The 20601-nt window shown below is 35.8% G+C and carries 18 protein-coding genes and 1 pseudogene; 4 read left to right on the forward strand and 15 right to left on the reverse strand.

Annotated elements, in window-relative coordinates; genetic code table 11:
- Positions 1-14: 14 nt before the first annotated feature.
- Positions 15-1793, forward strand: coding sequence for an aspartate--tRNA ligase (gene aspS, locus IAE20_RS13530; protein ID WP_200460555.1), 1779 nt, complete (start codon positions 15-17; stop codon positions 1791-1793).
- Positions 1794-1864: 71 nt separating this feature from the next.
- Here the strand turns inward: aspS and IAE20_RS13535 are convergent, their stop codons facing one another.
- A complete protein-coding gene (locus IAE20_RS13535; RefSeq protein WP_227611077.1) occupies positions 1865-2866 on the reverse strand; it encodes a stealth conserved region 3 domain-containing protein in 1002 nt (333 codons plus the stop codon).
- Between the two features lie 261 nt (positions 2867-3127).
- Here IAE20_RS13535 and IAE20_RS13540 point away from each other — a divergent pair, with 261 nt between their 5' ends.
- A complete protein-coding gene (locus IAE20_RS13540) occupies positions 3128-3343 on the forward strand; it encodes a hypothetical protein (RefSeq protein WP_200482526.1) in 216 nt (71 codons plus the stop codon).
- A gap of 60 nt (positions 3344-3403) precedes the next feature.
- On the opposite strand, the gene glf is transcribed toward IAE20_RS13540, so the two are convergent.
- The 4 genes from glf to IAE20_RS13560 are packed head-to-tail and all read right to left on the reverse strand — an operon-like array spanning position 3404 to position 6944.
- Positions 3404-4516: a UDP-galactopyranose mutase gene (gene glf, locus IAE20_RS13545; protein ID WP_200482525.1), complete on the reverse strand. Its 1113-nt coding sequence runs from the start codon at positions 4514-4516 to the stop codon at positions 3404-3406.
- The gene (locus IAE20_RS13550) at positions 4513-5352 is read right to left on the reverse strand and encodes a DUF707 domain-containing protein (protein ID WP_200460559.1); all 840 of its coding nucleotides are present in this window, start codon (positions 5350-5352) and stop codon (positions 4513-4515) included. Before IAE20_RS13550 ends, glf begins: the two co-directional genes overlap by 4 nt.
- 23 nt (positions 5353-5375) lie before the next feature.
- Positions 5376-6158: a glycosyltransferase family 25 protein gene (locus IAE20_RS13555; RefSeq protein WP_200460560.1), complete on the reverse strand. Its 783-nt coding sequence runs from the start codon at positions 6156-6158 to the stop codon at positions 5376-5378.
- Positions 6159-6176: 18 nt separating this feature from the next.
- The gene (locus IAE20_RS13560; protein WP_200460561.1) at positions 6177-6944 is read right to left on the reverse strand and encodes a glycosyltransferase family 25 protein; all 768 of its coding nucleotides are present in this window, start codon (positions 6942-6944) and stop codon (positions 6177-6179) included.
- Positions 6945-7011: 67 nt separating this feature from the next.
- Here IAE20_RS13560 and IAE20_RS13565 point away from each other — a divergent pair, with 67 nt between their 5' ends.
- Positions 7012-7902 carry a hypothetical protein gene (locus IAE20_RS13565; protein ID WP_200460562.1) on the forward strand — a complete coding sequence of 297 codons (891 nt, stop codon included), beginning with the start codon at positions 7012-7014 and terminating at the stop codon, positions 7900-7902.
- On the opposite strand, the gene IAE20_RS13570 is transcribed toward IAE20_RS13565, so the two are convergent.
- The 8 genes from IAE20_RS13570 to IAE20_RS13605 form a co-directional block, all read right to left on the reverse strand.
- On the reverse strand, positions 7899-8933 hold the full coding sequence (locus tag IAE20_RS13570; protein WP_200482524.1) for a glycosyltransferase: 1035 nt from the start codon (positions 8931-8933) through the stop codon (positions 7899-7901). The genes IAE20_RS13565 and IAE20_RS13570 overlap by 4 nt on opposite strands.
- Positions 8934-8944: 11 nt before the next feature.
- A complete protein-coding gene (locus IAE20_RS13575; RefSeq protein ID WP_200482523.1) occupies positions 8945-9709 on the reverse strand; it encodes a glycosyltransferase family 2 protein in 765 nt (254 codons plus the stop codon).
- Positions 9706-10461: a polysaccharide deacetylase family protein gene (locus IAE20_RS13580; RefSeq protein WP_200482543.1), complete on the reverse strand. Its 756-nt coding sequence runs from the start codon at positions 10459-10461 to the stop codon at positions 9706-9708. The genes IAE20_RS13575 and IAE20_RS13580 overlap by 4 nt, the downstream gene beginning before the upstream one ends.
- Positions 10458-11486, reverse strand: coding sequence for a glycosyltransferase (locus IAE20_RS13585; protein ID WP_200460565.1), 1029 nt, complete (start codon positions 11484-11486; stop codon positions 10458-10460). The genes IAE20_RS13580 and IAE20_RS13585 overlap by 4 nt, the downstream gene beginning before the upstream one ends.
- A gap of 4 nt (positions 11487-11490) precedes the next feature.
- Complete coding sequence (locus IAE20_RS13590) at positions 11491-12378, reverse strand: mitochondrial fission ELM1 family protein (protein WP_200460566.1); 888 nt, start codon at positions 12376-12378, stop codon at positions 11491-11493.
- Positions 12379-12449: 71 nt separating this feature from the next.
- The gene (locus IAE20_RS13595) at positions 12450-13376 is read right to left on the reverse strand and encodes a branched-chain amino acid transaminase (RefSeq protein ID WP_200460567.1); all 927 of its coding nucleotides are present in this window, start codon (positions 13374-13376) and stop codon (positions 12450-12452) included.
- Positions 13377-13402: 26 nt separating this feature from the next.
- Complete coding sequence (glnE, locus tag IAE20_RS13600; RefSeq protein WP_200460568.1) at positions 13403-16150, reverse strand: bifunctional [glutamate--ammonia ligase]-adenylyl-L-tyrosine phosphorylase/[glutamate--ammonia-ligase] adenylyltransferase; 2748 nt, start codon at positions 16148-16150, stop codon at positions 13403-13405.
- Positions 16151-16215: 65 nt separating this feature from the next.
- The gene (locus IAE20_RS13605) at positions 16216-17484 is read right to left on the reverse strand and encodes a sensor histidine kinase (protein ID WP_200460569.1); all 1269 of its coding nucleotides are present in this window, start codon (positions 17482-17484) and stop codon (positions 16216-16218) included.
- Positions 17485-17763: 279 nt separating this feature from the next.
- Between IAE20_RS13605 and IAE20_RS13610 the strand changes: the two genes are divergently transcribed.
- Positions 17764-19335 carry a sensor domain-containing diguanylate cyclase gene (locus IAE20_RS13610; RefSeq protein WP_200482522.1) on the forward strand — a complete coding sequence of 524 codons (1572 nt, stop codon included), beginning with the start codon at positions 17764-17766 and terminating at the stop codon, positions 19333-19335.
- Positions 19336-19406: 71 nt separating this feature from the next.
- Here IAE20_RS13610 and IAE20_RS13615 read toward each other — a convergent pair whose 3' ends face one another.
- A complete protein-coding gene (locus tag IAE20_RS13615) occupies positions 19407-19625 on the reverse strand; it encodes a hypothetical protein (protein WP_200460571.1) in 219 nt (72 codons plus the stop codon).
- 537 nt (positions 19626-20162) lie between these two features.
- Positions 20163-20264, reverse strand: a pseudogene (locus IAE20_RS16800) (Fic family protein); the annotation flags it as partial.
- Between the last annotated feature and the right edge of the window lie 337 nt (positions 20265-20601).

Here is a 20601-nt window from a genome sequence, read left to right on the forward strand (position 1 = left end):
TGGATTTTTAAATTATGATGCGAACTCATTACTGCGGCTCTTTAACAGAAGCCCAAATTGACCAGACAGTAACACTTTGCGGATGGGTACACCGTCGCCGTGACCATGGTGGTGTTATTTTCCTTGATATGCGTGACCGTGATGGTTTAGTCCAAGTCGTCATCGATCCAGATACTCCTGAAGCTTTTGCAACTGCGGACAAAGCACGTTCAGAGTTTGTTTTAAAAATTACAGGTCGTGTCCGTCGTCGCTATGAAGGTACTGAAAATGCCAATATGGTGAGTGGTCAAATTGAGGTTTTGGGCAAAGAAATTGAAGTTCTTGCACAATCTGAAACTCCGCCATTCCCATTGAATGACGACAATATTAATGTATCTGAAGAACACCGTTTAAAATATCGCTTCCTTGATATTCGCCGTCCAGAAATGCTGGATCGCTTACGTTTCCGTTCTAAAGTAACCAATCTGATCCGTAATTATCTAGATGATCATGGTTTCCTTGATGTTGAAACACCGATTTTAACTCGCGCTACACCTGAAGGTGCACGTGATTATCTCGTTCCAAGCCGTGTACAAAACGGTAGCTTCTACGCACTACCACAATCACCACAATTGTTTAAACAATTGCTAATGGTCGGTGGTATTGATCGTTACTATCAAATTGCTAAATGTTTCCGTGACGAAGATTTACGTGCAGATCGTCAGCCAGAATTTACTCAAATCGACATTGAAACATCATTCTTGAATGATGATGACATCATGGATTTGATGGAAGGTATGACGGTAAAACTGTTTGATGAATTACTTGGCATTAAGTTTGATAAATTCCAGCGTATGCCATATAGCGAAGCTATGCGTGATTATGCTTCTGACAAACCAGATTTACGTATTCCATTGAAACTCGTTGACGTTGCTGATTTGATGCAGGATGTGGAATTTAAAGTATTTGCGGGCCCAGCCAAAGATCCTAAAGGTCGTATCGTCGCTTTACGTGTGCCTGACGCAGGTTCATTGCCACGCAGTGCAATTGATGAATATACCAAGTTTGTCGGAATCTATGGTGCCAAAGGGTTGGCATATATCAAAGTCAATGAACTTGAAAAAGGTATAGAAGGCTTACAATCCCCAATCGTTAAATTTATCGAGCCAATCGTACTTGATCTCCTAAAACGTGTGGGTGCAGAGAATGGCGACATTGTCTTCTTTGGTGCAGACAAAGCCAAAGTTGTGAACGATGCTATGGGCGCGCTGCGTGTTAAAATCGGTCATGATTTGAAACTTGCAACACAAGAGTGGGCACCGCTTTGGGTTGTTGATTTCCCAATGTTTGAGGAAACTGATGATGGCAAATGGACATCCGTTCACCATCCATTTACTTTGCCAAAATCAAGTGTTGAAGATGTAAAAGCCAATCCAGGTGAAGCTTTATCTGTTGCTTATGATATGGTCTTAAATGGAACTGAAATTGGTGGTGGTTCGCTGCGTATTTATACTTTAGAAATGCAAAAAGCAATTTTTGAAGCGCTGGGTATTTCTGATGAAGAAGCAGAAGAAAAGTTCAGTTTCTTGTTAAATGCATTACGCTATGGTGCACCTCCACATGGTGGTTTGGCTTTTGGTCTGGATCGTTTGGTGATGCTGATGACAGGTGCATCTTCTATTCGTGATGTGATTGCATTCCCGAAAACCAAGACCGCTGAATGCCCTTTAACTCAAGCGCCTGCACCAGTTGAGCCAAATCAGCTACGTGACTTAGGTATTCGTTTACGCGAACAACCGAAGAAAGAAGATTAATTTGATCATCTAATTCTAAATCTTAAAAGACCTGCTCAGTGCAGGTCTTTTATTTAAAAGTAGCGAAATTTTTAATTCTGACATTCAAAGCTAGACGGCGTTTTAAATTTTTCAGAAAAAATTTGGATTATTTCAACTTTAAGTTGCTCAAAATCATGAACTTGCTCATCATCATTTAAACAAATTTGTGGGAGTTTTTCCTTTCTCACCACTTCTAAAATCTCATTTAAACTCTCAAGTTTTAAATTAAAATTTTGCCCACGATTAAACAAATTAATTGGATAAAAATTTCCTGAACATAACTGCCAGATACGGAATAAATATTGATTAACATCTAAAGGCTGTCTGAAACGATGAGTACAAACTTGATTTAAATAATCCTTTTCATTTTCCCAGACTTCATCAAAGATTGATTTTAAAAAAGGCTGGGGTAAATGCATGTTATAGAAACTTGAAAACTTTCGATTATAAAACTCTAAAAAATTAATCCAATTATTTTTTGGAGTATAATTTAAATTAAAAAGTGCATAAGGACTTTTCTTAAAAAGCTGCCGTTTATTAAAATATTTATTAATAATTGCAACATCTGTGAGGGTGACTGCACCCAGAAAATTTTCTGTACCTACCACCATTAATGGTTGTAAGACAATACCATCACAAGGTAACCCTTTTTTAAAAAAGAAGTCTGGCTCTAGTGGTTTATTGATAAACATATCATCATTAAAATAAACGAAGTGTTCAGCCAATCCTTGAATTTTATGGATATTAATTTCAATTACATGAGAGCTAAAAGTAGGTAAATAGGCGGCATCAATAATTTGATTATGCTTGACTAAATTTAACTTTGGATGGTCTTTAACTAAAAACTCTGGAAAATGTCCACACGTTACAATATGGATTTTTCTTACCCATGGACAATATTTTTCAATTGATCTAAACCAGTATTGTAAATTTTCCCAATCACGATAACGACATTGTTCATCTAACTCTTCCTGTGTCAGATTACTATCTTTCGACTTATAATAGAGAAAATCCTTTTTCCAGCTTGTATCATTTGAATCTACCCAAATCATTACAAAATCAATTGGATGCTTCAAACTCATATCCCCAAAAACAAAATTTTAAATCAAATAATCTAATTAACAGTTAAAGCTAAAGTCATAAAAATAATATGAATTTATTGTGTAATTGCGTTATTTTTTCTTCATAATTCGCACATAATGATAATACTAAACCAATTTTTTCCTTATCCTTTCACATGCAATGATACAGTTGAGATAGTAGCTATCAAGTGGCATAATTGGGCAATTTTATTGTTAAACAAGGTTATCAATATGGCTATGCGTCCTGAAGTGCGTCGACATGCCCTTGTAATTATTGTATTTTCTTTAGCACAATGGTTTTTCATGCGCTATATTCTTGCAAATGAATTGTTTAACATGACTACAAATCAACGAATTTTATTTTTCTGCATAAGTAGCTTGGTTGGTGCATTGCTTATTTTTGTTGCGCTGATTTACATGGTCTTAAAAGGAAATGCGGATAAATAATTTTGTAGTGCAACATCATGATTTAGATCAATGATGTTGCTTATTCAACTTCAGAAATGGTCAGATAGAATCAGCTTGATTAATAAGTTCTTTCGATATATCTAAAGCCTGTCTAATAGTTACGTCCATATCCATATAACTATAAGTTCCTAGGCGTCCAGCAAAAGTGACTTTTTTTTCCAATTTTGCCAAAGCCAAATATTTATCTAACACTGTTTTATCATTAGCTAATCTCACAGGATAGTAAGGAATATCTTCATCGGTACAATCTGCACTGTATTCTTTAAAATAAATAGATTGTTCATGTGTTTCCCATGGAGCAAAATGTTTATGCTCAGAAATTCTGGTATAAGGTACAGTTTCATCGCCATAATTAATAACCGCATTGCCCTGATAATCACCTTCAAAGTAATTTTTTTCAAATTTCAACGTACGATAATTCAGCTTTCCTTCAGAATAATCAAACCATTGATCTAACTTACCAGTCCAAACAATATGATCATATTCAGCTATTAGCTGTTTAGAAAAACTTTTAGTTAACTCTACTGAGATATTTTCATGATTTAAAATAGATTCGATAATTGATGTATATCCATTTTCAGGCATGCCCTGATATTTATGTGAAAAATAGTTATCATCATAATTAAATCTGACAGGTAATCTTTTCAAAATACTGGCAGGTAATAATTTAGGTTCAAGTCCCCACTGCTTTTTTGTATATCCTTTAAAAAAAGCATCATATAAATCTTTTCCAATAAACTTTAAAGCCTGTTCTTCAAAATTTTGTGGAACCTCAATATTTTTATCACCTAGATTTTTTATAAAATTCTTTGCTTCATTTGGGGTAAAGTTAGTTTTAAAATATTGATTAATTGTATGCAAATTAATAGGAAGAGAATAAACCTCATTCTTTACAATCGACTTAACTCTGTTTATATATGGCTTAAAATTCCCATGTGAATTAATATACTTCCAAACCTGCTCGTCATCTGTATGAAAAATATGTGGCCCATAAACATGTTCCATGATGCCAGTTTGCTGATCTCGTTCAGTATAACAATTACCCCCTACGTGATGCCGTTGATCAATAATGACAATAGAGTGCCCTTGTTCTGCAAGCTCTCTTCCAATGACAGCGCCGGTAAACCCACATCCCACGATTAAAAACTTCATTTATCTAATCCAATTTTATCTAATCCAAAAGAAATTGATGTTCCTTCTAAGAGTCGATTATCAGACCCAGCAATCACTTTTTTAATAAATTCAACATTTTCAGCATTCAAATATTTATTTTGATAATCCAGACCACCTTTACAAATTGTATCCTGGCTTAAATTATATTTTTTAAGCACAATATTCAGTTCATCAAGTGGGGTAATCAATTTCGCTTTTGAGAAAAAAGTATTTTTTCTCAAACTTTGTTTACCAACACCATTACCTGCTGAACCAACAGGACGAGTATGAAATACTTTTACTTCATCAATAATACCGATTTTAGAAGACTCACCTAGGCGTTTAGGCCATAAGTTATCTAGTCCCCATCCTGATTTATTTTCTTTAAATGTTGGATATAATGACTGAAAAGATTTTTTATTAAAGCAAGGAATCATCACTTCAACAAAATTCGTTTCACGATATTTAAAAGATTTATTATTTAATAGAATCCCCCAAGAATAATAGCTTCTTTCATCCAGCGAAGGTTGAGCTAAATCAAAATTATAATAGTGAAATAATTCAAAAAATTGATTAATAGCTTGAGCATCTATATCTATATCATCATCAGGTAACCAGATTGCATCATACCCTTTCCAAAATTCAGTTGTAGTAAAAAAATTATACAAACCTTCCCACTTGGAGCCTTTATAAGGATGGAAAAATTTAATTTTATCCATATCAAACTTCGGATTATTTCCAAAATAACTTAAAGCGATATCATAATTTGCTTCAATTGAAACCCATTTTTCATGCAGTGAATTATCTCCACATCTTACAACAATTAAATTTTTCATAAATAACTCTAACTAAATTTGATTTAATTTTTAAATTCACTATATCGCTCATAAAAACACTTTAACCACTTTTTTTTAAATGATCGATTGAGTTTTTCAAAAATATTTCTTTCCACTTTATTTTTTTCTAGAAGAAGTTTACGCTCTATCTCTATACTACTGGTGGAAGACGTATGAGTTATGATTTCAGGATGATCAAATAAAAACGTTGCATAAAAATTAACTTTTGAATTGAATTGATATAACTCATCCCAATGGTCACATACATGTGGTTTATGATGATAATTCAATAATACCTGAGCCATTTCTTTATCTACTATATAAGCATAGGTATAAGATAAATCAGCAATACTATAAGGATGAAGTTTTAGAATATTTTTATGATGAATTTTCTGAACCTGAATTTTCCCATAAACACGATCATTTACTTTAAGTTGAATACCACCTAAACTCATAAAGAAACAATCTTGCAAATTCAAATTTTCTACTTCTGATTCAAATTGATTCAAATCAATATCCATGGTTTGGATAGCATCATCTTCTAATACTAATGCATATTTTTCATCACTTGTAATAAAATCATGAAGAGCTTGCATATGGGATAAAGTACACCCCAGCTCTCCTGGACTTAATGGATACTTTTGAGTCGCAACGGCCAAATCAAAATATTCTTTTACTGTAAGATCTTTTCCTTTAATGCCTATTTTCTTAAAATCAGCCATATATAGATGGAAATTACTTTGAGAAAAAAATTTTTTTAGTCTTGGACTATCATATGCTTCGATACTAATGAGATATTTTTTCAAAATAAATTGCCTATTTGATTATATATTTAACTTATAAGTTTGAAGAAAAAATCCTCTAATTTTTTTTACAATATAAGAAGAATTTGAATAAGATTTCTTTTTTGTTATAGTCATCATGTCTCTTTCATTTTCAAGATAACTCTTATCTTTCTCATTTTCGATTTGGGGATGATCAAATATATATGAAACATAGATATTAAATGGCTGTTTAGAATTAATTGTAAGGTCAGCCCATTGATCATAAACTTTTGGGGGTTTATGAAAATTAAGTAATATTTTAGCCATTTCACGGTCTACTATATATGCATATGCATATGCCAAATTTTCATAAAAAAAAGGATCAACTTTTAAAACTGGTTGATCTAATAAGAGATTTTTCTGATCTTTTCCCTTCACTTTACGACAAATTTTCATCTGAATACCACCCAGACTTAAGAACAAGGGAGGACTCAACCTCATCATTTTAATTTGTTCTTCTAACACATTAAAATCAATTGAAAATCTCTCAATTACATCATCTTCAAAAATAACGGCATACGATTCTTCAGAGGATAAAAAATCCTTCAATGCTGCAAGATGAGAAAGTGTACACCCCAACTCGCCTGGTGTCATTGGTTTGCTTTTACCTGCAACACCCTGTTCAAAATATTCACTAACAGTTAAGTTTTTACCGATAATTCCAAATTGTTTAAAATCATCTTTATACTTATAAAATGTTTTTTGCGCGTAAAATCCTTGTAGTCTTTTACTATCTTCGGATTCAATACTAATGAGATATTTTTTCATTTCAATCAAGTGCTAAAATAAATCAGGTGTAGTGTACCAATTATAGCCATATCGAGTGTGAAATTTAATGATGAAACGTCAAATTTTAAAAAAATGGTATAAATATCAGCAAAAGAAAAAAGAAAAATCCTTTAATTCACATTGGTATATGCGTTTTGGTTGGTTAAATCAGCCTTTGACCAGTTTAGATCAGCTTAAAGATCTTTATGAAATTCATTCTCCGCAAAAATTTACTTTTGCAGATAGTTTTTATGCTTATGAAGATGGCCGTCATTTCATTTTTTTTGAAGAAGTCGATGATCACCATCCTGTTGGTTTTCTTTCTGTCGTGGAAGTATTTAAAGATGGAACTTCTACTTCGCCACAAACTATTTTAAAGCTTGATTATCACCTTTCGTATCCTTGTGTATTTAAAGTAGAAAATGATTGGTACATGATTCCTGAAACTTCTGCAAATAAAACTATCGAACTATGGAAATGCATAGAATTTCCATGTAAATGGGAGAAACATTCAAATTTATTAGAAAATATCGAAGCCGTAGACAGTACCCCTCTTTACCATGAAGGAATTTGGTATTTGTTTACATCTACACGGCGTAACTGCAAAAAGTTTGGCGATCGTTTAGATATATTTTTTACCAACGATATTTTAAAACCTGAATGGAAAGAACATCCTCACAACCCCGTATATAAAGGCAGTCAACAATTTCGGATGGCAGGAAAACCCTTTTATTATCAAGGGCAACTGGTTCGACCTAGTCAGGACTCATTAAAGCGTTATGGGGGAAATATTGAGTTAAAAGCCATTACTCAATTGAGTCCCACCAATTATCAGGAACAACTTTTAAGCGTCATTCTTCCAGACTGGAATCCAATGGATGATGGTTGTCATACGATGAATTATGAAGATGGATTTGTGGTCTTAGACTCAATTCGCCTATCCCCTAAAACCCATTAATTTCCGAGCAGATTTTCATATATACGGAGAGTCTGCTTTGCCATTGCTGCAACCGTCAATTCTGCCTTGGCTTTTTTAAAAAGTGAATCAAATTGAGATTTGGCTTGAGGTTGTAGAGCATGATTAATTGCAATCGTTAATGATTGATCATCGCCAATATCTGCCAGATATTCAGTTGGCAGCCATTCTACGACCCCATTTACTTTCGTCGAGGCCATGACTTTATCAGCTTGCAAGGCTTCAACCATCACGAGCGGGAAGCCCTCTCGATCTGAAGATAAAACAATAATGTCGGCCAATTGAATGAGTTCTCTAGCATCTGCTCTAAAACCTAAAAAAGCGACTTTATTTTGCAACCCTAAAGCCTTAACCTGTTTTTCTAAGGCTTCTCTCAATGATCCATCACCGATAATCCATAAATTAGCATCAATATTCTGAATAGATTGAATCAACAAACGAATATTTTTAACGGGCTCCAACCTCCCAATACACATCACTATTTTTTTTGTAGGATCCAACTTTGGGAAATCTTGAAGAACTCTTTGCAATAGATTTTGCTTGTTTATGAACGTTAATGGCGGTTGGGAATAAACACCATTATAAATCACATGGACTTTGTCTTTTGGAATATCCTGAGCCAGAGCCTGACTCACTGCAATAACAGCATTTCCGACCAAGTAAGCAGATTTATTTTTTTTGGTTCCATGAATAGTTGTGACTACTTTTACATCTGGTAAATAACATCGAATACGTGAAATCAGTTCAGCCGCTTTACCTGCCTGAGCATGGACAATTTCAGGTTGAATCTGTTGAATAAGCGATTTGAGTTGCCAAAGTAGAAAAATATTCCAGCGACTGCGGGAAAAATCTAGTGCATGAAAAGTAACTTGAGATGTAAATTTTTCCGCATAGCATGGATGAGCAATTACATGCACGTCCTGACTCAAAGCCAGTTCATTGCTCAAATTAAAGGTATGCTGTTCTAATCCGCCTAAGCCTCCACTTGTTGCTAATATCTGAACGATTCTCATCACTTATCCCACTACTTTTTATCTTTATTCATACTTTGTTCAAAGAGTTTTGCTTCTTTTAAAAATGCATAAAAGGCATTGATCATGCTATTGACGAAACCACGCCAGCCATTTAGGAAACTACGACGGATGAAATAAGATTTTAAAAAAGTTATGGGCATGATCAATATCAGCTTAGCAAGACTTGGAGATTTTCCTTTTTGGAATTTTTCTAAGGCCTTTAGGTTTGAATATTGATTATTTTTTTCAACTTTGACAAAAATACTCGACTCACCAAAATGATAGATATCATGTTCTGCACGTTGTGAAAAACCATCCACAATCACATTTTCATGGACTTTATTGGCTAGATCATACTGTCCTTTGGATCGACGGAAAAAGCGGACTTTGGCATGTTTCTTGGTATGTTTGCTATTTGCTACACCTAAGAAAACATCATTAATTGGGGTAATTAAAGCATCAATCTGATCTTGTTGAATAACATTCACAATCTCTTGCTTTAGACCGTCTGATAATACTTCGTCACCATCCAGATTCAGCACCCAAGCATTGCGACATTTTGCTAAAGCTAGACTTTTTTGTCCTGCATAACCTTGCCAATCCTGATGAGAAATTTGTACATTCTCAAACTGCTGGGCAATTGCATAGGTATTATCTGTGCTTCCTGAGTCGAGAATAATCACCTCATCAAAATCACGTACACTATTTAATGTCCTTTCTAACCAAGGTCCACAATTAAGAGTGACTATATAAACACTGCATGCAATTTTATTCATAGCTTATAACGCCCTTTAGCAAGTGCGATACGCATTTGTAATGTATTCATGGCACCATGCGTACTCACTCTTGGAATATTAAATGGATGCTGAACATCATAAGCTTCGATTTTTTTTCGGGTGGATACCGCATTTTTAAAGCCTATTTCACGAGCCATTTGCTGATGTTTTTCATTAAAGCGACCAAATGGATAGGCAAAACTTGGGCATTTCCCAACTATTTGTTCAACATCTTGTTTCGATTTTTGCATTTCGCCATAAGCAGCTTGATCATCTAGTTTCAGCAAATTGACATGGTGTTGGGTATGCGCTCCAAACTCTACTAAACCAGAAGAAGCCATTTCTTGAATTTGGACATGACTCAGTTTTTCAATACCTTCTATTTGTGTAGCCAAATAAATTGTGGCTTTGGCGTTATATTTTTTTAATAGCGGATAAGCATAGATATAATTATCCATAAAACCATCATCAAAACTTATGGCCACCACATTGCTTTGTTCACGATATTGTTCCAATTCAGAGACAAAACAAAATCTTGATTTCTTACTTACCAAAAGTCGTAATAGTTGCTCAAATTTTTCGGGAGGCATATTCATACCCGAAGCATTTAAACGGGGCGTCACTTGATGTAGCATGACAATACGCGGTAGTTTATTCGAGCGAAATGGCAACCAAAAGGTATAGTTACCAAGTAGATAAAGTAATCCAGCAAGAAATACTAAAACTAGCACTATATACAGCAACCACATTATGCATATACCTCATGTGACCATTCATATTCTTCTGAAAGAGGTTGACGGAAAGCCACTTCAAGCATGTATTGAGTAATTCGCTTTGCATTAAATGATTGACGCGTTTTTTCCCAGCCAGCTTGTGCAACTTGTATCATCTGTTCAGGATGCCGATCAAAGAATTGAATCTTTCTGGCCAGATCAGCCTGATCATTAAAATAAACGACTTCTTGTTCATTATACAATTTTTCAAAATCTGGAATGCGGGGACAAAATGTTAAGAGTCCATTTCCTGTAAGTTGAACAATACGATCAGAACTATATAAAGTCACATCGTTACGTCTTGAATAATTTAGCCCCATTTTAGAGTCTGCTAAAACTTGATAATAAGCTTTTCCATAAACCCCAGCCTGATCAAAACATCCATAATATTGATATTTAATTCGATTACCTTGTAAGGTTTCTGCCAAATCTTTTAAAAATTTTTCGCGCTCTGGCTCTTTGTAAACTACACCACAAAAGATAAAAGTCTTATCTGTATCTCCCTTTGCAAATTGCACTAGGGTTTCTACATTACGATGTCCAATATTAGGCATATAACCGACACTTAAATGAGGCTGTTTGAGTTTAGCCAAATATTCACCTGCCGTGGTACAAAAAATAGCATCCAGATACGGCGAGAATGCTTTTACAAAATCCAGTTTGTGTTCAAGATAAAGTGGATCTACATACCAAAAAGCAATTTTAGTTTTCGGGTATAGATACTTAATCTGCTTAAGTACGTCTGGACTCATCAAATCACTATGTCCAATTAGGACTAAATCAGGTTCAAGATTATCCACAATTTTTAAGATTTCTTTATTGGCCCAATTCGCACCTAATTTTTTTGTTTTAAAAACGGTTCCCATCCGAGCCATATCTCGAAAGCTAAAATCATAGACAAAGTGACCATTTTCGATCAGTCCTGCCGAAATTTTTCGATCTGTACAATAAAAATGTGCGCCCTGTTTGTTAAAGCCAAAATTTGCAATATGCAATATTTTCATTTAATTAAAAACTCGATGAGTCCAATAATTGAGATGCTACTCGCTTCGCTTCATGTAATGGAGTTGTAAGCTGTAACAAACGAATAATTTCTGTAGTTTGTTCAAAGGGTAATTGATCAATTAATTGTGTAATTCTATCAGATTTCAAGCGATCCATTGCAATTACCCCAACTCTGCAGCCCGCAGTTAACGCCTCAAAAATCATTGAAACACTATCTTCTGTTACATAGATTACTTCTGCCTGTTGCATTTGCTCAAAGATCCAGCCCTGTGGGGTTTGCTCTACGGGGAAAATGTCTAATTGCTGTACATAACTTTGTTGTTTTAAATGCGTAAGAAAATGCTCAGGGGTACGTCGAGAAGTAGTTAATATGATTTGGCATTGCGAATTTTGCTGCACGATTTGTGCGATTGCCATTAGTACCTTGTTTTCATTCCACTGATGCCGTTTTGAATTTCCACCAAGCGCAATCAAAATACGATTTTCTTGATGACGATGTTCATTTTTAATCGGATTTAGGGCACCTTGGGTGACAATTACGTGATCAGATGCAGCAATACCATCATGCTCCGGAATAACCGCATAATCAAAACATTGAATCGGTAAACTAGGCTTCATCAAGATCACGGTTTTCGCTTTAGGATAAACTTTACCCAGCAACCAAACGCGTAAATGCGTATGAGAACCCACACCAAAAATAAAGTCAGGTTGTTGCATAATACCATTTACTTGATGGCTAAGAAGCCCTTTCAAAATGACCAATAACGGCAATTGCTCAAGCCTAATCTCTTCAAAACTGGTATTGGGATTTTGCTGATGCATGGCCTGATATAAGCCCAGAGCTTGTGATCGATGTCCCGCCTTTGCATCACTCACATATACAATATGCATTTTATTTTCCCAATATTACGTCAATAAAAAAGGCGAAACACAGGTTTCGCCTTTAATCTTAACCGATTAGCTTATTTAACGTAAGTTAACCAGTGTTCATATTTTGGATTTTTACCCTGAACTGCATCAAAGAATGTTTTTTGAATAATCGTGGTAATTGGACCACGGCGACCTTCACCAATTTGACGATCATCATATTCACGGATTGGCGTCACTTCAGCCGCAGTTCCAGTAAAGAATGCTTCATCAGCGATATAAAATTCATCACGAGTAATACGACGTTCAACCACGTCATACCCAAGATCTTTCGCAATAGTAATCACAGTTTGACGAGTAATTCCGTCAAGCGCACCACCTGCAAGATCAGGAGTATGCAATACGCCATCTTTGATCAAGAATACGTTTTCACCAGACCCCTGACATACAAAACCTTGAGGATCCATCAACATTGCTTCGTCATAGCCCGAATGCGCAACTTCCTGATGTGCTAAAATCGAAACCGTATAGTTACCACACGCTTTCGCCTTACACATAGTCACGTTAGGATGATGATGTGTAAATGATGAAGTTTTGACACGAATACCTTGTGCCATCGCTTCTTCACCTAAGTAAGCACCCCAGCCCCATGCAGCAACCGCAGCATGAATCGTATTATTGGTTGCAGCAATTCCTAAACGTTCAGAACCAATCCAGATCAGTGGACGTAAATAGCATGAAGCCAGTTTGTTCTCACGTACTACATCAATTTGAGCTTGCTCAAGCGTTGCTTGATCAAACGGGACTTTCATTTGATAAATTTTTGCAGAATTTAGCAAACGTTTAGTATGGTCTTGGAGACGGAAAATTGCTGTACCTTTAGGCGTTTCATAGGCACGGACACCTTCAAAGACACCCATACTGTAGTGTAGTGTATGAGTTAAGACGTGGATTTTTGCCTCACGCCAATCAACCATTTGTCCATCTTGCCAAATAAAACCATCACGATCAGCCAAATTCATGGCACACACTCCAAATTTTTACACAATCATTCACTCTCCAGCATCACCGTTGATGCTGGATCTATTAATCTTTGCCATAACTTGCAAACGACCTCGCGGGTATCGCGCCAGTCCGCAGCACTGACTTGCATGGATTGATTTGCAAGGGCTAGGCGGTGGCTCTCGGCTCGTTCACTGAGATAAGCGTGTATCAATGCTGTGGCATCTTCACTGGATAAGCAGCCTGCTTTAGCAGCATCTTCAAGAATTCTTACATTGTCGGAAAAATGGGCGAGATCAGGATTCGCACCACTCCATGCAAGCACCATATACTGTGCCATAAATTCGATGTCAACGATACCACCTGCATCCTGTTTTAAATGAAAAATCCCATGTTTTTTTTGTTCTGTAGAGGAACCTAGATGATCTTTCATTTTCTGGCGCATTTTTAATACTTCTTCCTGCACGTATTTTTCATCGCGAGGTTGAATCAATATCTGAGCTCGAAGCACCGCGAATTTAGCTCTTAAATCTTCTTCGCCCGCAATGGAACGTGCGCGTACTAAAGCTTGATGTTCCCAAAGCCAAGCACTCTTTAATTGATAATGTTCAAATGCCTTGAGACTAGTAACCAATAAACCCGCCTCACCAGAAGGACGTAGTCGGGTATCAATCTCATACACTCGGCCATCAAGTGTTTGTGTGGTCATTAGCGATAAAAACTTTTGTGCTACACGCATGGCGAATTCAAAACCTGTAATGGCTTTTTGTCCGTCCGTTTCGGCTTGCTCATCGAAATAGTGAATAAAGACTAAATCTAAATCGGAACCATAACCTAGCTCGATTCCTCCTACTTTACCGTAACCAATCACTGCAAAACCGTTATGCTCTAACGAGCAGCGTTGTCCTTGCGCATTTAGCGGATAACCATGCCGTTTTACCACTGTTTGATAAGCCAGATTTAAAGTGGCAATGACGCTGACTTCTGCAATATCTGTTAAAGCATCAGAGACTTTCATCAGAGGGCTTTCTGCCAGAACATCACTTGCAGCGACTGTGAGTACATTGCTCTTTTTAAATAAACGCAGTACTCGCATTTGATCTTCCACTTGATCAATTTCAATCCGCAGCAGTTGTTGACGTAAAGAATCTTCCAGATCTTTGCGCTTAGGTAACTCAAAGTCCATAGATAGAAATTCATCCAGTAACACTGGATATTGGGTCAGCTCTTCACAGATCCACGGACTCACGGTTGCCATCTTGACTAAGCGTTGCATGGCTCCTCGACTTTCCATCAGCATTACCAGATAAACTGTGCGGCGCATCACTGATTCAACCAAGGGCATTAACCGTGTGAGCGCAACTTGCGGCTTATCCGACTGTAATATCGCTTCAATTAAATAAGGCCAGAAATCTTTTAAACGCTGTACAGCTTTGGACGGTAATTTTTTCAAGGCATTGCCATGCCAGAATTCATGAATCAGATTTCTGGTTGAATCATCTAAAACCTCATCCAATCGTTGTTCCAGTTGGCTTTCTGTTTCTATAGGCGAAGCGACTTCTTCCTGAATCAGATTTTTAAATTGGTCACTCACCCGCGCGCGTTTTTCATTTAAAACCGTTAAAAATGAATCCCAAGAACTGTAACCCAGTGTATCAATCATGCGTTGACGTAATTCAGGCTCTATGGGCAACATTTGTGTTTGCTGGTCATTTAACGCCTGTATCGCATGCTCAATTCGTCTTAAAAATAAATAAGCGTCTTCAAGCTCAATCACGGCTTGCGGCTCAAGCAAACCTACTTCGCCTAAGTGGTGAAGACTGACTAGACATTGTCGATCCTGTAACTCACGCTTGGATCCGCCATAAATCAGCTGAAAAACCTGCACAATAAATTCAACTTCGCGGATACCGCCAGCACCCAACTTTATGTCATCGGCAATATTACGTCGAGCTACTTCACGCTCAATCATGGCTTTCATTTCACGCATAGCTTCAAATGCGGAATAATCCACATATCGGCGAAATACAAAGGGACGCGTCATATCCAATAGATTATCCCCCCGTTTTCCACCGCTGATAATACGGGCTTTAATCCATGCATAGCGTTCCCATTCACGTCCATGCTGAATCAGATATTTTTCCAAAGCCACATGACTAATGGCAAGCGCTGAACCATCTCCCCAGGGACGCAAGCGCATATCGACACGAAAAACAAAACCATCTGCTGTAATATGATCCAGCAAATAAATTAATTTTTGCCCCCATAAAATACAAAATTGCTGGACATCAATCGACTTTCGACCATTGGTTTCGCCTTGCTCATCAAAAGCAAAAATCAGGTCAATATCACTAGATAAATTTAGCTCCTGAGCGCCTAACTTCCCCATTCCAACCACGATTAAATCCTGAATCTGGCTATCGTAGCCAACAGGTTCGCCATGTTTTGCAACCAGTGGGACTAATGCAAATTGTTTAGCAGCACAAATACAAGCATCTGCAAAATCGGACAATTCACGTGTGAGTGTTATGACGGTAGTAAGCTGATTGGCATCTTGCCAAATCCAGCGAAACATAAGTTTGGCACGTAAAATGCGCAAAGTTCGCATCCATTGGCTTTCATTTTGAATATCTTTTAATTCTTGTTCAACTCGTTGAAAAATATCGTGTGTGCTGAGCGTATGATTAAACTGATCAATTGCATAATCTTGTTCTAAAGCCGCTTGATGTAGACTCAATACTTGTTCAGCGTATTGGCTGGCTCTTAATGTTTTTTGCAACTGCTCAGTATTCATAACAAACCTGCAACTTTTATTTGAAAATAGTTATAACAGTTGCAGGCGAATTTAGCGAAATCAATTTAAACCATTTTTGTCTCATTGGTAGTTTTTTGTTCAACCATGAGTTCATTGATTTCTGGTGCGTGCGGTAAAATTACCTTAAAGGTTGTCCCCTCTCCCTCTTTGGAATTCACTGAAATATGACCGCGATTTAAATCAACAAATCTCTTGCATAAAGTGAGACCTAAACCTGCCCCTTTTTCACCTTCGGTGCCTTTAAAACTTACAGTAATACGAGGCTGAAAAATATTCTCCATTTGCTGTTCAGTCATACCAAGTCCAGTATCTCGCACATACACTTCAACGCCTGTCTCACCGTGTAAGGCTTGAATATATACTTTACCCGTACCGTCAACATGGGTAAATTTCAAAGCATTGGAAACCAGATTTTGAATGACTGAAGTAATCATATTAATATCAGCATAGACTTTGAGATCCTCTGGAATTTCTTCAATCAGAGCAATTTTCTTTTTAATTGCCAAAGTATTTAAAACTTTAATCACAATCGATGTGGCTTGTTTAAGATTAAAGGTGATCGGATGATACACAAAGCGTCCACCTTCAGCCATCGCCCATTCCAATAAACTTTCTAATAAGTTATAAGTCGACTGCGAAGTGTCATAAAGATAATCTGCGATATTTTGAACACTTGACTCGTCTAAAGTTTCACGCTCTTTTGCCAGCACCTCAGAAAAGCCCAATAACCCATGAAAGGGTGCGCGTAAATCGTGGGAAATAATGGAGAAAAATTTAGTTTTACTAAAATTCAGAGCACATTGCTGTTCATAAAGTTCATTCAGAATTTCATGGTTATATTTTAGCTCAAGATAACGAGAAAAATTCATTCCATGTTCTGCGAGCATTGAAATTTTGAGAGGATCAAATGCCTGCTGCTCATCATCAAAAAACAAAGCAACTCCAACAGATTCATTATTTTTTAGAATATTCAAAGCAATAATACGATGATGATCTACACCACCTTCGCTCATATAGGCTGAAAAATCCATATAGTGCGGATGGTTTTGATCAATAAAAACTTTATCTTTGAAAAACTGCGCATTATTACGTTTTTGTAGCTTAAGCACTGCGTGAATTTTATGATCAGCATGATGCCAAAAATAAGTTTCTTCATGAAAACATAAAATTGCTTTCTGAGACCCTATCAAGTTTTTACCAAATTCTAAAAACTGTTGAATCAGATTATGTTCACTTTTTAGACCAAGGAGTAGCGATAAGCGGCAAGCACTTAGCTGATCTGCCTGATCGAGCTCTAACAACTGTAAACTCATGGTCCGCCTCATGGAGATTTTGATTATTATGAATAGAATATGGAGAATGAAAATAAAACAACGAAAAGATAAAACTTAAAAACATTATACAACTTACATTTATCAAATTTTTACCAAAAAATCAATTATAAGGGTAAAACAATCTTAAGTTTCTGATAATTTTAGTTTTTTTCTTAGACTTTAAGTGTGAAAATTAGCCACCTATTTTTAAATATTTTATTCGATTAAATTATTCAAAAAATATACTATAGGCAGCAAAGTCAGATCCTTTTTTATTCCATGATTTTCAAAAAATTAATTCATTCTCTACAACTTAATCTAAGAAAGTTAATTTTATTTCTGGCTATTTTTAGTGTACTTAGTCTGTTCATTATTTCCTTACTTGTTAACTACTATATTCAAAAAAATCAACTTATTAATAACTCGCTTTCAGTTAACATGGAATATGCCTCAAAAATTGCTAGAGGAACAAATAGTCACTTTAAAATCATGCTGAAAGAACTTGACTACAGCGCCAAACAATTGGGACAGTCATTTGGAAATGAAAAAGCATTACAAGCTGAAGTTGATCGTCTGAAATTTCAGTCTGACTACTTTAATAGTGTAATTATTGCTGATCAACATGGAAATATACGGAGTTTTGCACCTGAGCAACTCAAGCTAAATAAACAGGTAGTCAATCATACCTTGGGCTTTGAAATGTCACTAAAAAATCAAGCAACGATAGTGACGCCGCCCTACTATTCGATCAAAAAGAATCTGGTGATTTTTTTATCACAACCTATTTTTGATCAAAATAGACACTATTTAGGTTTTATCGGTGCTGCGATTTATCTCAAAAAAGATAATATTCTCAATGAATTACTCACCATGAAATATGGCTATAAAAATAGTTATATGTATGTCATTGATGGTAATCAACATATTATTTTCCATCCAGATGAAAAACGTATTGGTACTTTAGTTAGCCCAAATACTGGGCTAACAACTATGATGAAACAGAAAAATGGAAAAATCCGACTCACCAATAGTCAGGGTGAAGATAATTTGGCAGGTTTTGCACATATTCCAACCACCAATTGGATTGTAGTTTCTCAACAGCCAACGCACGAACTTTTGGCACAAGCCTCTTCAATTATTGTAAAAATCATTGCGGGAATGTTGTTTTTTTATCTGTTTATATTTTTTATTGTTTGGAGAATTTCTTATTTAATTTCAGATCCTTTAGCCCAACTTGCCAAAATGGCAAGTCATTTAAATGCATCTACAACAGAGCATAAAATTAAGGAAATTGATCCGTGGTATTATGAAGTCCTCAGATTTAAATTATCCTTATTGCTAAGTTCGCAACAGTTTAAACAGAAAATTTCTGAATTAAATTTTTATGTAAATACGGATCCTCTTACAGGTTTTTATAACCGACGAGGAATGGAACTATTTTTAGATGAATTTATTAAATCTGAAACTCATTTTTTTGTAATTTCTCTTGATATTGATCATTTTAAAAAAGTAAATGATGTCTATGGACACGAAAATGGCGATCAGGTCTTAAAAATTATTGCAGAAAAAATTAAGGGTTTTTCTCGGGATATTGATGCCTGCTGCCGTATCGGAGGCGAAGAATTTATTATATTGGCACCCAACTCTGACTCATCAATTGGCGTTATGGTCGCTGAACGTATTCGGGAAGCGATTGCAAACACAGTGATTCCTGACATTGGTAAAGTGACGGTTTCAGTTGGCCTTGCACATTGGCCTAATTCTGCCCGTGACATTAAACGTGTTTTTAAGCTCGCTGATGAAAAATTATATGAAGCAAAAGCAGAAGGTCGTAATAGAGTTAAATTTTAAAAATAAAAGCCATACCAGATGATTACTTAGGGTATGGCTAACTTTATAGATCATAAAGCCATTTTAAAAATTTATTGACTGACTATTTTATAAATACGATTACTATTTTGACTTTCAAATAAAAGCTCTGTAGAGGGTAGAATAATTTCCTCATCCACTTCAATTTTTTCAACGCGTTGATATAAGCTTAATGGCTCACCTTCGGGTGTATTTTGCTGCTCCTTGATTGTAGCTTTTGCATCATAGAGTTGATCAAACTGGTCTTTGACTTTGATTTCAAGCGTCGTCATGATTTTTAACCTATGTTTATCCTTAACCTGTATATAGCATAGTTTTTTTGCTATAAACTTGATCAGTTGTTAAATTTTATGGCAATGTTTCAACATGTAAATCCGCATTGGTAAAGAAATGACAGATGCGATGAAAGCATTTTCTTCTGCTTATTTAGTCTTTCAATAATGAAGAATTTAGTAAATATCGGTCTACGATAACGACAAAACCCCGAAACCTTTGTATATCAAGGTTTCGGGGTTTATCTAGAATTCCGTGAAGAATCAATGGTCCGAGGGTCGGACTCGAACCGACACCTTATCGCTGACAGTGGATTTTGAGTTCCATGATTTATACAAATACATGAAAACACACCACAACAACAAACAACATATCTCATTGTTTTTAATAAATATACTCAAATATTCACTGACAATCCACAATAATTCAGATCACTAAAAAACAATCTTACAGTCTACAGAAAAGCTACAGATTTTTTTTGTAGACTTTATATTTACATTTAGTTCATTACAAAAATTCTGATAATTACTAAGTGTACGATACCTTTTCTTTGGACTTGTCGGCATATTTGGGATTATTGGTTCAATTAAATTAGCTGCTATTGCAGGATTTAAGTAATTCTTTTGGAATGTTTCTCGAATTTTCTTAGTTATTTTATTTCTAAGCTCCAGCCTAGCTAAAGTCCTAGATACTGAAAGTAGCTTCCAAGAAATGAGTGCGGCAGGATTAGAACCCGCATGGATTTTTTAATTATGCTTCGGCGTTTGTATTATTAGCAAGTTCAGCTTTGATCTTGAGCAATCGTTTCTTATGGTTAGGTGCAGTTGGAATATTTCTCTTGCTCACCATTTTTATAGTCCATCACTTTTGGGCAATGATAGGCCATCAAGCTAATATTTCAATGTATTTTGCACTCGAACATCTAGCTGTTATCGGTGGATTAATGTGCGCTGCTATTGCTAGCTATTTTAGAAA

It is taken from the genome of Acinetobacter sp. S54 (genome assembly GCF_016624945.1).
GTDB lineage: Bacteria > Pseudomonadota > Gammaproteobacteria > Pseudomonadales > Moraxellaceae > Acinetobacter.